Raw genomic sequence first — 17460 nt, 5'->3', positions numbered from 1 at the left:
TTTCGCAAGGACTCCAGTTATAAAAGGAGGTTTATATGCCTGATTTGAGAAAAGATCCCATACTCGGTCGCTGGATTATCATTGCCACTGAACGAGCAAAGAGACCCTCCGATTTTGGAACGGAGCCCCAGGAGAAGTCGGACGAGAAGCTCTGTCCGTTCTGTGTGGGAAATGAAAAAAAGACTCCCCCCGAGGTCATGGCTTATCGTGAGCCAGGAACAAAACCTGATACCAGAGGCTGGTGGTTAAGAGTAGTTCCCAACAAATTTCCGGCATTAGAAGTGGAAGGAGATTTAAGTCGCACAGGTGAAGGAATGTATGACAAAATGAACGGGATCGGCGCCCATGAAGTAATTATTGAAAATACCGACCATAATAAGACTCTTCCCGAACTGGAAAGAAAAAATGTAGAGGATGTAATCTGGGCTTATAGAGATAGAACCGTAGATCTGAAGAGAGATGCCAGGTTCGAATATATTCTAATCTTTAAAAACCAGGGAAAGGCTGCTGGAGCTTCCCTGACCCATTCCCACTCCCAGCTAATCGCCCTGCCAATAGTCCCTAAAAGGGTGAAAGAGGAGATGGTAGGGGCGCAAAATTATTACGAGAATAAAGAAAGGTGTGTCTTTTGCGATATTATCAGACAGGAGACAAAGTCAGTGGCGAGAATAATTACTGAGAATGAAGACTTCGTAGTTTTTGCTCCTTATGCTTCCCGATTTCCCTTTGAGACCTGGATTATTCCCAAGAAACACGACTCGGCTTTTGAAGATATCCAGAAACACGAAGTAATCCATCTGGCATGCTGTCTTAAAGGGATTCTAACTCGGATGAACAAAGTGCTCAATTATGCTCCATATAATTATATTCTCCATAACTCTCCGCTCACCACGTCCCACCTTCCCTACTACCACTGGCACATTGAGGTTATGCCCGTATTGACCAGAGTTGCCGGATTTGAATGGGGCACGGGTTTTTACATTAATCCCACTCCCCCAGAAGAAGCAGCTAAATTTTTAAGGGAAGCCGGAGCTTAAGAAAATGACATCTTGGAGTAGCGAAACTTGTTTCGCGTTAACGCAGAGCAAGCAAACGTACCGCAAGCGGTGCTACTCCAGTTATTTGGAGTAGCGAAACTTGTTTCGCGTTAACGCAGAGCAAGCTCTGCTACTCCTGGAGGTGTTGAACTGAAAATTCTATTTACTTCTTCAGAAGTGGTTCCCTTCGCCAAGACAGGAGGACTTGCTGATGTAAGCGGGGTCTTACCCAGAGCCATAAAGACTCAGGGTCATGATGTGCGAGTGGTGATGCCAAAATATAAAGTTGTCGACAATCAAAAGTTTGGATTAAGGACACTTACTAAAAGCCTGTCTATTCCTGTAGGAAAAGAGGTCGCCATAGTTTCAATTTTAGAAGGCGAACTGGGAAAAGGGATACCCATATATTTTATAGATTATAAACCTTACTTTGAGAGGAAAGAACTCTATGGCACTTCAGAGGGCGCCTATGAAGATAACGCAGAAAGGTTCATTCTTTTTTCCAGAGCACTATTGGAAGCGGTTAAGGCAATCGGGTTTCAACCCGATGTGATTCACTGTAACGATTGGCAGACAGGTTTAATTCCTGTCTACCTGAAGACATTATATAAGAATGACCCTTTCTTTCAGAGAACGGCAACAGTTTTAACTATTCATAACATTGCCTATCAAGGGACATTTCCTAAACAGACTCTAAATTTGGCTGGCTTGGGCGAGGAAGAATTTACTCCTGAAAAGTTGGAATTCCATGGGCAGGTTAGCTTTCTCAAGGGAGGACTGGTTTACGCAGATGTATTGAATACCGTAAGCGTAGCCTATAGCAAGGAAATTCAGTGTTCACCCGAATTTGGATACGGTTTGGAAGGAGTCCTTGCCCATCGTAGCCAGGATCTCTACGGGATACTTAATGGGGTTGACTATGATGAATGGAATCCAGCGAAGGACCAATTCATTGCTGTCAACTATACCGTAGGGGAGATAGATAAAAAAATGGAATGTAAGAGAGCTCTCTTAGAGGAGAATAACCTGCCAGTTGACTTAGAGTGGCCTTTAGTGGGAATCGTCTCCCGGCTTGCCCAGCAGAAGGGACTCGATATTATTGGAGAAGCAATTGATGAAATAATGGATTTAGATTTGTTCTTTATTCTCTTAGGAACGGGTGAGGAAGAATATCATAAGCTTTTTTCCCGGATTGGCAAGAAGTATTCCAGAAAAGCAGCAATTCATATTACCTTTGATAATCGACTTGCTCATAGAATCTATGCCGGTTGTGACTTGTTCTTGATGCCTTCCCGCTATGAGCCCTGCGGGTTGGGACAGTTAATCAGTTTAGCGTATGGCACTGCTTCTATTGTTAATCCCACAGGTGGTTTGGCGGACACAATTGAAGAATTTGAGTCAGAGACAGGTAAAGGAAATGGCTTTCTACTAAGCGAATATTCGGCTACTGCCCTGGTGAATGCGCTCAAAAGAGCAATAACTGTTTATAGGCAGAAGGAAGCCTGGCAAAGGTTGGTTAACAATATGATGGAGGCCAATTTCTCCTGGGTTACCTCTACGAAGGAATATTTGAAATTATATCAAAGAGCAATGGATAAGAGAGGGGAAAATTAGTAAAATCCCAAAGTTCTCGACGTTAATGGTTAAAAAAACAGGTTGACAAATTAGAGAAGTTGTGGTAAAATTTTAGTAACGATAATTGTTATCGTTCGATAAGGGCAACTCCCTAGGATATAGGGGGACGCAAAACCTTAGAGTTCCACACCCAGAATGCTGGGCGTGGGATAGTCAGGTTGCCGAAGACGATGGAACATTTTAAAGCCGAGTTGCTGAAGAAAAAACAAATTTAGAGTGTTTGAAGCTTCTGGCAACTCGGCTTTTTTCTTAGGAGTAGCGAGACTTGTCTCGCGTTGACGCACCGCAAGCGGTGCTACTCCAAATCATTTTTTATGATATTGTGGGAAAAGGGGTATAAAATGGAAGAAAAAAGGAAATGGTTTCTGATTATTTTTCTTGGATTAGTGATGATTATTATGATTATTAGTAATTCTTTATTGGGGGCAGACGTTCACTATGGCAAGCATGCAGGTGAGCTTAAGAATCTTAGCATAAAGGTAGTCTATACCGATCCCTATTTTTATACGCCAGAAGGTTTGGCCGGCTATTATATTGGACTGCCGATGACTTATGAAGTGCATATTACAAATAACAGCCGTCGCACTTACAAGCATCTGGATGTAATAGCGATTCAGGAATATTATGAGTCGGGTACGTGTGACCGGTTCTGGCATCCATATCCTCAGTATGTTACTTATAGAAAAGGTGAACCGTTACCTGACGATAGCAAGCAAGTCTGGCAGAACATCTCACTGGGACCAAATCAGAAAATCGTCCTATCTGGCGGATACACTCCCCCACTGGCTACCTGTGATGGACTCGACCAGACACACGTGATTATTCAGCATACTAACAGAGGGAAAGTGGAAGCGGCGATAATGTATTATGAGCCAGAGTGTGGTGTATTCTGTCCACCACCTCCGAAATAAGGCTCAATCCCGGAATTTGACTTTGCAGGCTTAACTTAAAAATACTGTAGATTTATATAAAATAGACCTTTGCATGAAAAGCTTAGGTCTATTTTTTTATTGTAATTTAGAGTGAAATGGTGTAAAATTTAAAAACTACAAAGTCCCCCTTACCTTAATCCTCTCCCCACAAGGAGGAGGAAGTTCTCTCTGGACATAGAAAAAAGGAAAAGAGAATTTAAAATTTTCCGACGAGAAAAAAATTGTGAACGCTACTCATTTAAAATGATGAAAAAGAAAGTTCTAATTGTTGTTCTATGTCTATCTATAGTTTCATCTATTTTGGTATCCATAATTCGCTGGCGGGTGGAAGTTGATAACCGTCGGGTGGAGATGGCTTGCGATTACAGTGAACTTTCCGAGCTCTGCCTCCAATGGGGGTATGATATTGACGCTTTTTTGTGGGAGTTGAAAGAAGCTGGCATTAATTCAATAGTTATCGAAGAGGAGACTCTGGATACGCTATCTTCCGAGGGCAGGCTAACTTTTATAACCGGAGAGGAGGTGAAGAAGTCCCAGTATTTGGCCCCAGTTCAATCTGTTTTCCTTAAAGATTTAATCAAACAGGATATTGAGAAATATACTTTTATTGTAACCAGTGATTTTGCTCTGGGAGAAAAGATAGAGAGAGTACTGGTCGAAAAACTGGGCAAGAAAAAAGTTAACAGAATCGAAGGGGATTCGTATGAGAGACCTCTAACGGTCCTGAGTGTTTACGGAATGGAGGAAGGAGAGATTTCCCGGATAGGGATAGGTTTTTTAACAGAAAAAATAGAAAGGATAACCAGTTATGGGTTAAAAAGCATTTTACTTCTCACGAATGGACCCTTTATTAGTGAAGCTTCCATACAGACTCTCTTTTCTACTGTAAGCGATTGGAGAAATATATCGACAGTTATCTTTTCCGGAGATAGTATCTTAGGTTATCCGGACTTTTTAAATTCAGTGAGGAGACAATTGGATATAAAAGGGGTTAAGTTGGGTATTGTCGAGTTCTTGAATCAGGATGGCTTGGGCGAAGTAACCAAAAACCTATATCAGAAAATAGTTAGAGTATACTCTATTTCACCGGAAGAGGTTGTTGCTATTAAACAGAGTGGTGGGCTGGATGTCTCCAGATTGATTACCCGCTTCCAGAGAGCTGTCAAAGAAAGGAATGTTAGACTACTCTATATTCGTTTGCCTTTCGTCTCAGGAAGTAGTGAGAATTTACAAATTCAATCCCATCTCGATTACATTAGAGGAATTAAAGCGGCTATTTTAGGAAGTAACTTTAAGATTGGTTTCTCGCAACCATTTAAGCCTCTCCCAGCTTCACTCAACTTGATTCGCCTGCCAATTTTTTTAGTTATCTTAATACTTCCCCTCTGGTTAATTTCTCTCTATAGATCTGTTTCTTTAAGTTTTTACTATTTCTATCTATTTACTTCTCTGGCACTAATACTTTTTTTCTGGCAAGAGAGACTGTTCATTCAGATTGTAGCTCTAATTGCCGCTCTCTCTTTCCCTCTTTTAGCGCTAACTTTTGGATTACTTCTTCCTGAGTCGTCAATAATGAGGATTCGTAAAGAAGGGAATATCTCACGAGCCGTTTGGCTTTTCCTTAAAGTAACCATTACTACTATCTTTGGTGGACTTCTAATTGCTTGTTTACTCAGTCGTTTAGACTTTATGTTGAAAGTTCACCAGTTTCGAGGGGTGAAGGCTTCTTTTATCCTCCCGTTGATAATGGGGTTGTTCCTTCTGTCTGGATGGGGAGAGCAATCTCTCAAAGAAAAAGGGTTAATCCGTTTTTATGTAGGTAAAGTATCGGAATTTCTATCCAGAAAAGTCGAATTTAGACACCTGTTAATCTTTTCCATTTTAGCTTTGGGGGCAATTGTGCTTCTCCTGAGGAGCGGAAATTATCCCGGACCGTTTCTCTGGGAAATAGAAAGCAGAGCAAGGGAAATTCTTGAAAAATTACTTATTGTTCGACCGAGAATAAAAGAGTTCTTTATTGGACATCCTCTAATGATTCTGGGAATATACCTATATTTGAAAGGCAAGTCTGGGAAAAAAGAAAAATTAGGACTAAAAACAAAGAGCTGGCAATCGTTCGTTATTTTCGGTTTGATCGGACAGGTCTCTATAGTAAATAGTTTTTGCCATGCCCATACGCCATTGGTTATTTCTTTAACCAGGACAATAAATGGCGTTTGGTTAGGGATAATAATAGGAATCTTATTGGTCAGCATTGTGCGAAGGAGCACAGGGGAAAGGATCAGGAATTAAAAGATAGTTTGTTCATCACTAAGGAATTTCTTAACGCCAAAAAACTTCAGACTCTGCAGGGCGCAAATCAAAACTCTCCCGATAAATCGGGATCGGACAATGATTTGCTTGTAAGAGAAGGAGCCGTCTTTGTTTTTTGGCTAAAATTCCTAAAATCTTCACAAACTATCTTTTTCCTGACCAAATAGACGTGTTAGGATGAAGTGATTGGAAAATGGTAAATAGAATTCTGGTGGCTGGCTATTATGGTTTCGATAATGGTGGTGATGAGTTGATTCTCTTCTCTTTGCTGAACGAATTTAAAAGGTTCAATAACAAAATAGAGATTACTATCCTCTCTAGAAATCCATCCAAAACTGGCAGAAACTACAAAGTAAAAGCAATAAATCGCTGGAACTCTCTAAGGGTAGCCCTTGCAATTTTTCGCACAGACCTATTTGTTTTTGGTGGAGGAGGGCTTTTGCAAGACCTTACCAGTAGCTGGAGTATCTATTATTATCTGGGATTGATTCTATTGGCTAAGCTATTTTTCAAGAAGGTTTTTCTTATCTCTCAGGGTGTGGGACCGATCAGAAGGAGAATTAGTAGAAAGGTTACGGGAATAATTCTTGGGTTTGTGGATTTAATTACTGTTCGGGACGAATTGTCGAAATTTGAACTGGGAAAACTGAATGAGAACCTTTCAGTTTCTATTGTTCCTGACCCGCTGTTCAATTTGGACAGATTCGCGTTCACAAAAGAGGTAGTTATTAATGAGCAACCCACTATTGGAGTCTGTCTCCAGGGATGGGGAAAGAATGAGAGATTTAGAGAGAGGGTTAGAGAGATATGTGATGAACTGGTAAGAAAGATTGAATCGAAGATTATCTTTATACCTTTCCATAGATGGGAAGACTTGAAGATAAGTAAAGATATAATAGGAAACAGAACGAATAATTACCAATTACTTCTCTGGCAGGACGTTGAAGACCTGTTTGAGTTTTATAATAAGATAGATTTGATACTGGGGATGCGGCTCCATTCAATTATTTTAGCGTGCCTTTTGGGGAAGCCTTTTGTGGCCATCTCTTTACCCAAGACTCATCCCCTCTACGACCCCAAAGTGGAAGGCTTTTTGGAGCTATTAGGTTATAAAGCAATAGATATGGCGGTTCCCGCTGTTGAAATAGCTGGAAAAGTGCGCGAAATTTTGGCAAATCGCCGGAAATTCCTTGAACAACTCTCTCCCAGAGTAGCAAAATTGAGGGAAACTTCCAGAAAAAATATAGAGATGATGCAGAGCTTATTATAAAATGTTGTATGATTTTGAAGGGATAGCAAATTATTGCACATTGATAATCCTTTACAGACATGGTAATTTTTAGTATAGTATAATAAAAGTTTGCACAAATTGAATTTGTGCCTATCCCGATGAATCAGGACAGAAATAAAACTGGTATCTTTAAAGAATAGGAGGAAAAGAAATGTTTAAGAAAAGGAAAATTTTGTGGAGTTTAGGATTAGGTTTATTTTTGCTATTTTCTTTAGTAATAGTTAACAGTAAAGCTATTCAAGGTGTGGTAGGAAAGGGAGGCGAGATCTATGAGCAGATAAAATTGTTGAGCGAAGTGTTCACATTGGTCAGGGATAACTATGTGGAACCTGTAGATGCTGAGAAATTGATTTACGGCGCTTGTGAAGGGATAGTGAGCAAATTAGACCCTTTCTCTCAATTTATGGACCCTACGGCTCATCAGATGATGAAATCTGAAACCGAAGGAAAATTCGGAGGATTAGGCATAAGGATTGCTATCCGGGAAGGAAGGTTGATTGTGGCTACTCCCCTTCCCAGGACACCAGCCTATGAATTAGGTATTTTGCCCGGGGATATGATAATGAAAATCGAAGATAAGGACACCAAAGATATTACACTTTCTGAGGCAGTTAATCTTTTGCGGGGAAAGCCGGGGACAAAAGTTACCATCTCCATTTTTCGAGAGGGAGAAAAAGATTTAATAGACTTTACTATAACCAGAGCGATAATAAAGATAGAAAGCGTTCCCGATGCTAAGATGCTCACTGATAAGATAGGTTATATTGAATTGACTGAATTCTCCAAGGAGACACCTAATGAGTTTGATAAGGGCTGGAAAAAATTGAGGAAGCAAGGAATGAAGAGTTTAATTCTCGATTTGAGGTATAATCCCGGAGGATTATTAGCTACTGCCGTAGAGATTTGTAGGAATTTTATCGGCGACGGAAAATTGATTGTTTATACTCAGGGCCGTAGTGAGGAGCAGGTAATTAAATTTTTTGCTGAAAAGAAAGCTAAACATGAGAAGCTACCGTTGGTAATTTTAGTGAATAGGGGTTCGGCTTCGGGGTCAGAGATTGTAGCAGGATGTGTTCAGGATTGGAAGAGAGGCATTATTTTGGGAGAGAAGACGTTCGGCAAGGCTTCTGTGCAGAGTTTGATGCCTTTATCGGATGGCTCTGGTTTGAGATTGACTACTGCTAAGTATTATACCCCCAATGGGCGTTTAATCCACGATATCGGAATCATTCCGGATATCGTTGTGGAAGTCCCTCTGGAGACTATGGCAAAGCTTATGACGCAGAAAGAGAAAATATACGGTTTGCCCAAGGAAGTCAAAAAAGAGGAAGAAAAAGAAAAGATAAAAGATCCACAAATTGAACGGGCAAAGGAAATCTTATTGGCCCAGGAGAGGTTCTCTGAAATAGAGAGAGGAGTCGAAGAAATATTGGAAGGAGTAGAAGGAGATGCCCAGAAAGAGAAAGAAAAAGAAAAGTAAGAAGGTGCCCAGAAAGAAAAAGAAAAGCAAAAAGATAGCTGTATTTATAATTATAACTCTCGCTCTGGCTGGCGCACTCTACTACTATTTTAAAATTAGACCTGTTGACTATACAAATTTCTCTCAACAGATCGACGCAGTAGTTAATGAAGAACTGGTAAAATTAGGAGTTACTCCTAAAGATTTAATAAAAATTTATAGAGAAGAAAAGAAGAAAGACAATGTTTCCTGGGTCTCGGTGACTAAGGAGGTTCGAGTTTCCCGGGAAATCGATATGGAAAATTACCAAAAATCGCTTGCCGATTCCCTGAGGCAGATAAGAGCTGAGCTTTATGAGGTAGAACTAAGCGATAAAGGGGATTTGCTGAGTATGAAAATTGGAAAGCGTTCATTAGTGATGCAAAATCTCCTTCTCCGTTACCCTTTGGCTAAGTATAGAGTCAGCATTGTAATTGATGACCTCGGCCAACGAAAAGACCTGGTAAAGAATTTCCTGCGTCTGGATATACCATTGAACTTCGCCATTCTGCCTCAACTTCCATATTCTACTCTCCTTGCCAGGGAACTTAAGAATTCAGGGTATGAGACAATTCTCCACCTACCTATGGAGCCTGAGGGCTATCCCGAGACCGATCCCGGGTTGGGAGCATTATTGGTCTCAATGGGCTCTTCTCAAATAGAAAGTACTATCCTGAAAGACCTTAAAACTGTTCCTGGAGTTTCTGGTGTCAGTAACCATGAGGGTTCTCGCTTCACAGCTAATCGTGAAAAGATGAAAGAAGCTCTGAGTGTTCTGAAAAGAGAAGGGCTCTTCTTCTTCGATTCCAATACTTCTGTGCACTCAGTGGGCGAAGAGGTTGCCCGGGAATTGGGAATGCCAGCGCTTTCTAACCATGTTTTTTTGGATACAAAGGACGAATACAAGTCTGTCTGCCGCCAACTGGAGAAGTTACGTCGTAGAGTTCTCAAGTCTGGCACAGGGATAGCTATTGGTCATGTCCAGAGGAAATTTACTTCTGATGCCTTATCAGAGTACATTCCTAAATTCAAAGAAGACGGAATTGAATTTGTGAGTCTATCGGAATTATTAAAGAAACAGTGACTATCCCAATTTTATCTGTAGATACATTTGCTTTTTGTAGCAGCAAAGCGTAAGCTTTGCTGCCTCTGTAGGGGACGGACTCCGTGCCGTCCCTCCTTCGGGCGACCACGGAGTGTCGCCCCTACACTGATGTAGAGCTTCGTCCCGATTCATCGGGACAACTACAATAATTGAGGGAGAACTTATGTTAGTTTTGGGTATTGAGACTTCCTGTGATGAGACGGCTGCCAGCGTGGTGGAAGATGGTCGAAGGATGTTGTCCAATGTGGTCTCTTCCCAGATTGATATCCACAGGAAATATGGGGGAGTTGTTCCTGAACTTGCTTCTCGTAAACATCTGGAGACAATCAATTTCGTTATAGAACAAGCACTTTCCCAAGCAGGATACTCTTTTAAGGAGTTAGACGGCATTGCGGTTACCAATGGACCTGGCTTGGTGGCATCACTATTGATTGGTTTGGCTAATGCTAAGGCTATAGCCTATGCTTTTGAGTTGCCCTTGATTGGGGTTAATCATATAGAAGGACATATTTTTTCTAATTTTTTAAAACATCCCGAAAATAAATTTAAAACTGAGAAGCTCCTGCCTCCTTTTATTGCCCTGGTTGTATCCGGGGGCCATTCTGATTTAGTCTTCGTGGAGGATTACGGAAAATATGAATTGTTGGGACGCACCAGGGACGACGCTGTGGGAGAATCTTTTGATAAGGTTGCCAAGCTTCTCCATCTGGGCTATCCCGGTGGGCCAATAATTGATGAAATTTCCCGAAAAGGAAACGCTGAAGCTATTAAATTTCCTCTGGCTCACATGAAAGACGACTCTTTAGATTTCAGTTTTAGCGGACTTAAGACTGCTGTGGTAAATTTTGTCAAAAATCATAAATTGCCAACAGAGTCCCAGTCAATTGCCGATATTGCTGTTTGCTTCCAGCGAGCTGCCATTAAGGCGCTGGTGGAAAATACTTTTTGTGCGATAGAAGAGAAAAGGACCAAGAAACTCGTTTTGGGAGGAGGAGTGGCTTCAAATTCTCACCTGCGTGATGTTTTCAAAAATCGGGCAGAAAAAAACGGAATAGAACTTTACTATCCACCACCAGCATTGTGTACGGATAATGCAGTAATGATTGGTTGTGTGGGATATTATAAGATGGATTATAGTGTGGCTAGGCCATTTAAGTCTCTTGAGGCTGAAGCCAATTTAGAACTCAAGTCATGGAATTGAGATGAGGAAAAAATTAATCTTCCCCATTCTGTTGTCATTGCTGGGAATAGCAATATTCTCTTCCGCTAAACGGACTTATATATATGCAGAAGAAATTGAAACCCCCTATGGGGAGGTAGAGGGACGAGAAATATCTCCCCACGAGGAAGAACCAATGGGAGGAGAATCTACAGAGACCTCTTTTGATATGTATGGAAGTTTCGGAACCATAATATTGACTGACCTCGAAACAGGAGACCAGAAAATCTACAATAAATTATCTTTACAGCCCGAACTTACTATTGGGAAATTTGGTTTTGGTTTGAACCTGGAGTTCTATTTTGATGAAAATAGTCACCTCAGGAAAGAAGACTGGACCTGGAGTAAAACTATAGAGAAAGTCTGGTATGCGCGTTATGGTCATAAGTATGACCCAGTTTATGTTTATGTGGGCGGATTTGGAGACGTGACACTGGGGCACGGATTGATAATAGCGCACTATACCAATATGCTTCGTTATCCAGATATAAAAAAGATTGGGTTCGAGTTGGACCTCGATCGGGGCACTCATGGCTTTGAATCTTTCTTCAACAATATTGTCCGGGCAGAGGTTTACGGAGGCCGGGTATATTATAGACCATTCTATAATTCCTACGTTCCCCTTCTGCCCAGGCTTGGTGTGGGATTCACCTGCGTTAATGATCAGGACCCCGACGCCAAGAGGTCTACTGAGGATGACCAAATTACAGTCTTTGGGGCAGATTTGGACTTTCCCCTACTGGAACACCCTGTTATCTCTATCTTATCCTATATAGATTTTGCCCAGATGAACCTGGGAAAGAAGTATACAGAATATAATAATCCTCCTTCTCTTGATGGAGGAAAGGGTTGGGCCCTGGGTTTTATGGGAGGCATATTAGTGGGGATAAGTTATCGGTTAGAATTCAGGAGACTGGAAAACAACTTCATCGCTTCCTATTTCGATTCATATTATGAAGTTGATAGAAGAGAGGACAAAGCATCGGGAATTCCCTCAACGAGAAAGCCGATAAAGATGGGACCTTATGTTGAACTTGCTTATAATATTCTAAATAGAATTACTCTCTCAGCCTCATTCGAAGATTACAATCACGACCCCACGGATATATATCCCCACCTCAGGGCTACTATGATGGTTCATCCTTCACTATTGATGAATAAGTTCAGCCTTCTATTTTCTTATGATAAACGGAATGCAGACACGTGGGAAGATTTAATTAAGGTTAAAGGACTCAATAGTATCCTTACTATGGAAGTGGGATACCACGTTGACCCTCATATAACTTTGGTCGTTATCCATAGGCAGACTTTCGACGCTAACGGTAAGCCGACTAAAAGAACGACCATGGAGTGTAGGGTCCACTTCTAACGTTATTGGAATAGCCCCGATTTATCGGGACGTCTTAAGACGCAGACTGAAGTCTGCTACTCCACAGTCTTTTGGAGTAGCGAAACTTGTTTCGCGTTAATAACGCAGAGCAATCTCTGCTACTCCTAAGATAGAAATTAAAGGAGAGAAATTATGACTGGAAAAGATGTGTTGAAGGTGGTAAAGGAAAAGGGAGTCAAGTTTATTCGCCTCTGGTTTACAGACATTCTTGGACAGTTGAAGAGTGTGGCAATTACAGAGAGGGAATTATCCAGAGCCTTAGAGGGTGGCATGGGTTTTGATGGGTCTTCAATTGAAGGCTTCGCCAGAATTTTTGAGAGCGACCTTGTAGCTCTGCCCGACCCCTCAACATTCCAGATTCTCCCTGTAGAGCTTTCTTCAGAACGCTCAGAAACTCAAGGAGGAAAGAACAGAGGTGCTGTAGGTAGAATGTTCTGTGATATACTGAATCCCGATGGTTCTCCATATGAAGGAGATCCCCGTTATATTCTGAAGAAGAACCTGGAGAAGGCAAAGAAGATGGGCTATACTTATCATGTAGGCCCGGAAGTTGAGTATTTCTATTTTAAGAGTGATAAAGGCACAGAAGTCCTTGATGTAGGGGGCTATTTCGACCTAATGCCTCTGGATATGGCTCACGATTTACGGAGAGAGACCGTGCTTTATCTGGAGAAGATGGGGATTCCTGTAGAATATAGTCATCATGAAGTAGCACCTTCTCAGCATGAGATAGACTTACGCTTCGCTGATGCCCTGACTATGGCGGACAATGTCCAGACATATAAGGTTATTGTTAAGGAGGTGGCCTTAAGGAGGGGTGTCTATGCCACATTTATGCCCAAGCCTCTCTTTGGCCAGAATGGTTCGGGGATGCATACGCATCAATCGTTATTCAAAGGTAATAAGAATGCTTTGTTCGATGCCCGGGATAAGTATCATCTTTCCAAAGAGGGTAAGGCGTTTATTGCCGGTCTCCTTTTTCACGCTCAAGAGATTACTTCAGTTTGCAACCAGTGGGTCAACTCTTATAAGAGGTTGGTTCCAGGATATGAAGCGCCCGTTTATATCTGTTGGGGACAGAGGAACCGTTCAGCACTGGTGCGCATTCCCATGTATAAGCCGGGAGAGGAGATATCCACTCGTGCAGAGTTGAGGAGTCCCGACCCTGCCTGTAATCCCTATTTAGGTTTTGCAGTAATGTTGGCGGCTGGTCTGGAAGGGATAGAAAGAGGATATGAATTACCGGAGCCAATAGAAAAAGATATATTTCTCTTGAGTGACGAGGAGAAAGAGGCTCAGGGGATAAAAGTGCTCCCGGGGAGTCTGATCGAAGCAATCCAGATTACTGAAAAGAGCCAGCTTGTTAAGAAGACTCTGGGCGAACATATCTTCAGTAAATTCATCGATAATAAGAAGATTGAGTGGGACCGTTATCGCACTCAGGTTACAGACTACGAACTGCAGAAATATCTCCCCATATTGTAATCAGGTAAAATGAACCCCTCTCCTCAGAGAGGAGCGTGGGTGAACCTCTCCCCTCTGCGAGGGGCGTGGTATTGCTCAAGAGTTGAAGAAGCAAGTTCCTGGAGTTAAGAAAGTAAAAGCAATTTGAGTAAACTTACACCATACGCCATAATGAATAATACAATCCCTTTAACCCCGCTCCGGCGGGGCGATTTTTTATGAGAGAGCTCGGGATTTGCTTCACTCGGCTGAGGAATTTCTTGCGTGCCAAGTAGAAAGGTCTGGAGTCCTTCCGAAAGGGAGGATGATAAACCGAACCTTGCTTTCGCAAGGACTCCATATCACAAACTATCTTTTAAATGTTTTGGTTGTAGCTGTCCCGATGAATCGGGACGAAGCTCTGCTTCAAGGCATGGCGACACTTCTATAAGGGGTGACATTGATTTTTTCAATGAAATCAGTAATTCTACTCTTACTTCTTTTTGTCCTCAATTTTCGGGTGTGGGCTTTTGAAATCCATCTTTCCACTACTGTCCCCACCCAGGGCGATACCCTGGCAGTAGAGGTCAAAGGGGTGGAGATAGGGAACGAATATTCCTGCTGGTTTAATGCCAGAGAGCGTAATCTCTATCCCACAAAAGGAGGTTCCCTCCGGGCATTGATTGGATTGGCATACAATTTCGTTCCTGGCAGGTATGCTGTTCTAATTGCAGAAAAGGGGGAGGGAAGAAAGAAAAGGAAAAAGTATGAACTCCTAACTGTTAATAGAAAGGTTTTTCCTGTATCATATATTACTTTCACTGCAGAAAAGAGGAAATTGATTGCTTCACCTTTGAATAAACGAGAGAGAGATTTGATTTCTACTGCCTTAAAAATTGAGAAGAAGAAGCAGCATTGGGAAGGAAAATTCATTCTGCCGGTTGAGGGAAAGATTAATGGGAAATATGGTGTTAAGAGAATAGCCGGCAAAGATTTTCTGTGGAGCCACAAGGGAGTCGATATAAGAGTTCCTCAGGGCACCCCGGTTCAAGCAGCCAATAGCGGTGAGGTTATTCTGGCAGAGGAGGGTTTCTATCTTCACGGAAAGACAGTAACAATTGATCACGGCCAGGGCATAACCACAATCTATCTCCATTTAGAGGCTATTACTGTTAAAAAAGGAGATAAAGTTACTAAGGGACAAGTGATTGGCAGCGTGGGAGACACAGGTCTTGCTACAGGTCCCCATCTCCATTGGGGATTATATGTGCATGGTGTCCCGATTGACCCTCTCCCCTGGGTAAAAAGAGAGTACTGAGGATTAACATTCGCCTGCAATTGCCATTATAATTACGGTTTTCTTTTTTGTGAAGAATAATCGCTAACCTCCTTTTTCAATTTCCCAAGAGAAAGATTCTCCTTCCACAAGAAGAAGAGACCAATGCTTACCAGTAGACTAAACTGAAGGAAATGTAGAAGCACGGCATAGCTTAAGGCGAGACTCTTATCAATTGCAAAAAGGGCAAGAGCAGTGATGCAGAAATATTCATACACCCCAACAAAAGCTGGAGAGGAGGGAACCATTAAGCCCAGCGCTACTATCACCAATGTAAGGTACGCTTGGGGATAAGATAGGGATAAATTGAGTGCTTTTGCTCCCAGATAGAATGTTGTCCCTTCAAAAGCCCACACCAGGAGAGAGAGAGAAGAAACGATCAGTATTTCCTTATGTTGACGCAACACATTTAGTCCCTTAATAAAGGAGTTTGTTAAGTTAAGTATTTTATTCAAAACAGGTTCTTTAAGGAAGCCAAACAGTTTTTTAATGACTTTGCCAGTTAGCTCTTTGGAACGCATCATTATGTAAAGAAGAATTAGCACACCTAAGAATAGGGCCCAGGCGACATAAATCATCTTTTTCAGCCAATGAGGGAAAGAGTGTTGTAGAGAGGAACCGCTTCCCAGAAAAAGAGATGTAACCAATAAAAGAATGACCAAGGCGAGTCCATCAAAGACTCTCTCTATGACGATTGTGGCCAGCGAGGAGCTCTTGCTAATATTCTCCTTCTTTCCATTTACATAGGCACGGATCAGTTCCCCAACCCTCAGTGGCAAAAGATTATTTGCCATAAAGCCAATAAAAATTGTTGAGACTAAGTTTAATATTTTGCATTTTTTTATGGGCAAGAGAAGGTATTTCCATCTTATTCCCCGAATCCAAATTGCAAACATATAGGAAATTACTACTGGGAATAGCCAGTAGTAATTAGCCATTTTCAATGCCCTTTTACTTTCTTCCACATCAAATTTCCGAAAGGCGAGATAGAGAAAGAAAATGCTGATTAATATTCCAGTAACAATCAGCCACTTAGATTTTTTCATAAAAAAGTACCTGTCACCTTTTTATTAAAAGAAATGCCGGAGGTCGGATTCGAACCGACATGAGCTTTAGGCCCATGGGTTTTTGAGACCCACATGTCTACCAATTTCATCACTCCGGCACGGTGGATTAATTTTACACTTAAAATACATTTACTGTCAAGAGAAATGTGGAAGACGAAAAAAAGTTTTGACTTTATTCATTCCGTTAAGTATAATTGAAAATACGAAAAAAACTGATGGGAGGAAATTTTATGGAAAAAACAGAAGCTCAGAAATTATGGGAAAAAGCAGAAAAACAACTCAAAGGACTGAGTACCAAGGCGGTGAAAATTGCCAAAGGCTTGCAACAGGAAGCCCTCTATGGTGTAAAGATTAGTAAACTAAAGGTTGAGGAAATGGGGCTGGAAAGTAAAAGGGCAAAACTTTTCCAGGAAATAGGGAATGAGACTTTTAAGTTGGTTAAGACGAACAAGCTCAAAAACAGTAAAATTTCTAATCTGTGCGCTCAGGTAGATAAAATAAATACAGAGATTAAAAAGAGAAAGACTGCCTCTTCCTCGTTGAAAAAGAAGATTTCCCAGGGTATTAAGAAACTTAAATAGAAAGCTCAATAAAGTAAGCATAATTGGGGGCGTAGTTCAGTTGGGAGAACGCATCCTTGGCAGGTTTGGGCTTTTGTAGAAAAACCTTTTAAAATTAAGGGCAATTTGCGATTGTGATAATTTTGTGCTAATGCTAAAAGGTTAAATACTAATTACTACTAATCCATTACTAATTACTACTAATTTAGTATTTAGGTAAATCTAACTTCTCTACTGCTTTCCTCAAATGTTCCCTACCTAAATGGGTATAAATCCAAGTAGTCCTTGTAGATGTATGGCCGAGAAGTTCCGCGATAGTCCTCTCATCAGCTCCGGCCTCTCCCAAATGCGAAGCGAAAGTATGCCGAAGGTCGTTGAAGCATGCCGGGGCGATCCCAGTTTTCCTAACCAGTTTCAGAAATGTATGAGTAACATAATCCCGGGTAATTGGTTTCTTTTTAGGGCTAAAGATATACTCTCCGACCCTGCGTGATACTGTTATAATATTATAACTGCACCTGTTCAGGGGTATTCTCCTTGTTCTTAATCTTCCACCCTTAATAGTTTTAGTTTCGATAATTTTGTCCTTCAAGTTTATATCTTCCCATTTGGCAGTTAATACTTCAGATAATCT

At 41.3% G+C, this 17460-nt stretch carries 15 protein-coding genes, 1 tRNA gene and 1 riboswitch; of the genes, 12 read left to right on the top strand and 4 right to left on the bottom strand.

Annotation, left to right across the window (positions count from 1 at the left end; all coding sequences use genetic code 11):
- Positions 1–35: 35 nt before the first annotated feature.
- Entirely contained in the window at positions 36–1037 is a 1002-nt protein-coding gene (galT, locus tag VMW39_06840) for a galactose-1-phosphate uridylyltransferase (GenBank protein ID HUW23728.1), read from the top strand.
- A gap of 110 nt (positions 1038–1147) precedes the next feature.
- Here galT and VMW39_06835 read toward each other — a convergent pair whose 3' ends face one another.
- Positions 1148–1276: a hypothetical protein gene (locus VMW39_06835; GenBank protein HUW23727.1), complete on the bottom strand. Its 129-nt coding sequence runs from the start codon at positions 1274–1276 to the stop codon at positions 1148–1150.
- Here VMW39_06835 and glgA point away from each other — a divergent pair.
- From glgA to VMW39_06785, 10 genes are all read left to right on the top strand, one after another.
- On the top strand, positions 1215–2651 hold the full coding sequence (glgA, locus tag VMW39_06830) for a glycogen synthase GlgA (GenBank protein ID HUW23726.1): 1437 nt from the start codon (positions 1215–1217) through the stop codon (positions 2649–2651). The two genes, VMW39_06835 and glgA, sit on opposite strands and share 62 nt — an antisense overlap.
- Before the next feature lie 93 nt (positions 2652–2744).
- Positions 2745–2838: riboswitch (cyclic di-GMP riboswitch) on the top strand.
- A gap of 175 nt (positions 2839–3013) precedes the next feature.
- Positions 3014–3583, top strand: coding sequence for a hypothetical protein (locus tag VMW39_06825; protein ID HUW23725.1), 570 nt, complete (start codon positions 3014–3016; stop codon positions 3581–3583).
- 264 nt (positions 3584–3847) lie between these two features.
- Positions 3848–5896, top strand: coding sequence for a DUF5693 family protein (locus tag VMW39_06820; GenBank protein HUW23724.1), 2049 nt, complete (start codon positions 3848–3850; stop codon positions 5894–5896).
- A gap of 214 nt (positions 5897–6110) precedes the next feature.
- Positions 6111–7187 (top strand): polysaccharide pyruvyl transferase CsaB, encoded by a 1077-nt coding sequence (csaB, locus tag VMW39_06815; GenBank protein ID HUW23723.1) that lies wholly within the window; start codon positions 6111–6113, stop codon positions 7185–7187.
- A 172-nt stretch (positions 7188–7359) separates the two neighbouring features.
- A complete protein-coding gene (locus VMW39_06810; protein ID HUW23722.1) occupies positions 7360–8688 on the top strand; it encodes a S41 family peptidase in 1329 nt (442 codons plus the stop codon).
- The gene (locus VMW39_06805; GenBank protein ID HUW23721.1) at positions 8657–9790 is read left to right on the top strand and encodes a divergent polysaccharide deacetylase family protein; all 1134 of its coding nucleotides are present in this window, start codon (positions 8657–8659) and stop codon (positions 9788–9790) included. The genes VMW39_06810 and VMW39_06805 overlap by 32 nt, the downstream gene beginning before the upstream one ends.
- Before the next feature lie 184 nt (positions 9791–9974).
- On the top strand, positions 9975–11012 hold the full coding sequence (gene tsaD, locus VMW39_06800; protein ID HUW23720.1) for a tRNA (adenosine(37)-N6)-threonylcarbamoyltransferase complex transferase subunit TsaD: 1038 nt from the start codon (positions 9975–9977) through the stop codon (positions 11010–11012).
- Position 11013: 1 nt separating this feature from the next.
- Positions 11014–12399: a hypothetical protein gene (locus VMW39_06795; GenBank protein ID HUW23719.1), complete on the top strand. Its 1386-nt coding sequence runs from the start codon at positions 11014–11016 to the stop codon at positions 12397–12399.
- Between the two features lie 153 nt (positions 12400–12552).
- Positions 12553–13905, top strand: a complete 1353-nt coding sequence (locus tag VMW39_06790; protein HUW23718.1) for a glutamine synthetase family protein — start codon at positions 12553–12555, stop codon at positions 13903–13905.
- Between the two features lie 430 nt (positions 13906–14335).
- Positions 14336–15181, top strand: a complete 846-nt coding sequence (locus tag VMW39_06785) for a M23 family metallopeptidase (protein ID HUW23717.1) — start codon at positions 14336–14338, stop codon at positions 15179–15181.
- Between the two features lie 32 nt (positions 15182–15213).
- Here the strand turns inward: VMW39_06785 and VMW39_06780 are convergent, their stop codons facing one another.
- Together VMW39_06780 and VMW39_06775 are read right to left on the bottom strand one after the other, a co-directional pair.
- A complete protein-coding gene (locus VMW39_06780; GenBank protein HUW23716.1) occupies positions 15214–16245 on the bottom strand; it encodes a lysylphosphatidylglycerol synthase transmembrane domain-containing protein in 1032 nt (343 codons plus the stop codon).
- 34 nt (positions 16246–16279) lie between these two features.
- Positions 16280–16364 (bottom strand) — tRNA-Leu (locus VMW39_06775).
- A gap of 132 nt (positions 16365–16496) precedes the next feature.
- Between VMW39_06775 and VMW39_06770 the strand changes: the two genes are divergently transcribed.
- A complete protein-coding gene (locus VMW39_06770) occupies positions 16497–16847 on the top strand; it encodes a hypothetical protein (protein ID HUW23715.1) in 351 nt (116 codons plus the stop codon).
- 184 nt (positions 16848–17031) lie between these two features.
- Here VMW39_06770 and VMW39_06765 read toward each other — a convergent pair.
- A partial coding sequence (locus tag VMW39_06765) for a tyrosine-type recombinase/integrase (protein ID HUW23714.1) occupies positions 17032–17460 on the bottom strand: 429 nt, incomplete at its 5' end.

This window comes from bacterium (assembly GCA_035530055.1).
Classification (GTDB): Bacteria; UBA6262; WVXT01; order WVXT01; family WVXT01; genus WVXT01.
Note: the sequence above shows the minus strand (reverse complement) of the source record. Positions and strands in the feature narration are given on the sequence as shown.

Bases quoted from the DNA above. Each gene is read 5' to 3' on its own strand.
- VMW39_06810 (HUW23722.1), top strand. From the start codon at position 7,360: ATGTTTAAGAAAAGGAAAATTTTGTGGAGTTTAGGATTAGGTTTATTT.
- VMW39_06780 (HUW23716.1), bottom strand. From the start codon at position 16,245: ATGAAAAAATCTAAGTGGCTGATTGTTACTGGAATATTAATCAGCATT.
- VMW39_06770 (HUW23715.1), top strand. From the start codon at position 16,497: ATGGAAAAAACAGAAGCTCAGAAATTATGGGAAAAAGCAGAAAAACAA.
- VMW39_06835 (HUW23727.1), bottom strand. From the start codon at position 1,276: ATGGCTCTGGGTAAGACCCCGCTTACATCAGCAAGTCCTCCTGTCTTG.
- VMW39_06790 (HUW23718.1), top strand. From the start codon at position 12,553: ATGACTGGAAAAGATGTGTTGAAGGTGGTAAAGGAAAAGGGAGTCAAG.
- VMW39_06820 (HUW23724.1), top strand. From the start codon at position 3,848: ATGATGAAAAAGAAAGTTCTAATTGTTGTTCTATGTCTATCTATAGTT.
- VMW39_06795 (HUW23719.1), top strand. From the start codon at position 11,014: ATGAGGAAAAAATTAATCTTCCCCATTCTGTTGTCATTGCTGGGAATA.
- tsaD (HUW23720.1), top strand. From the start codon at position 9,975: ATGTTAGTTTTGGGTATTGAGACTTCCTGTGATGAGACGGCTGCCAGC.
- VMW39_06805 (HUW23721.1), top strand. From the start codon at position 8,657: ATGCCCAGAAAGAGAAAGAAAAAGAAAAGTAAGAAGGTGCCCAGAAAG.
- VMW39_06825 (HUW23725.1), top strand. From the start codon at position 3,014: ATGGAAGAAAAAAGGAAATGGTTTCTGATTATTTTTCTTGGATTAGTG.
- VMW39_06785 (HUW23717.1), top strand. From the start codon at position 14,336: ATGAAATCAGTAATTCTACTCTTACTTCTTTTTGTCCTCAATTTTCGG.
- csaB (HUW23723.1), top strand. From the start codon at position 6,111: ATGGTAAATAGAATTCTGGTGGCTGGCTATTATGGTTTCGATAATGGT.
- galT (HUW23728.1), top strand. From the start codon at position 36: ATGCCTGATTTGAGAAAAGATCCCATACTCGGTCGCTGGATTATCATT.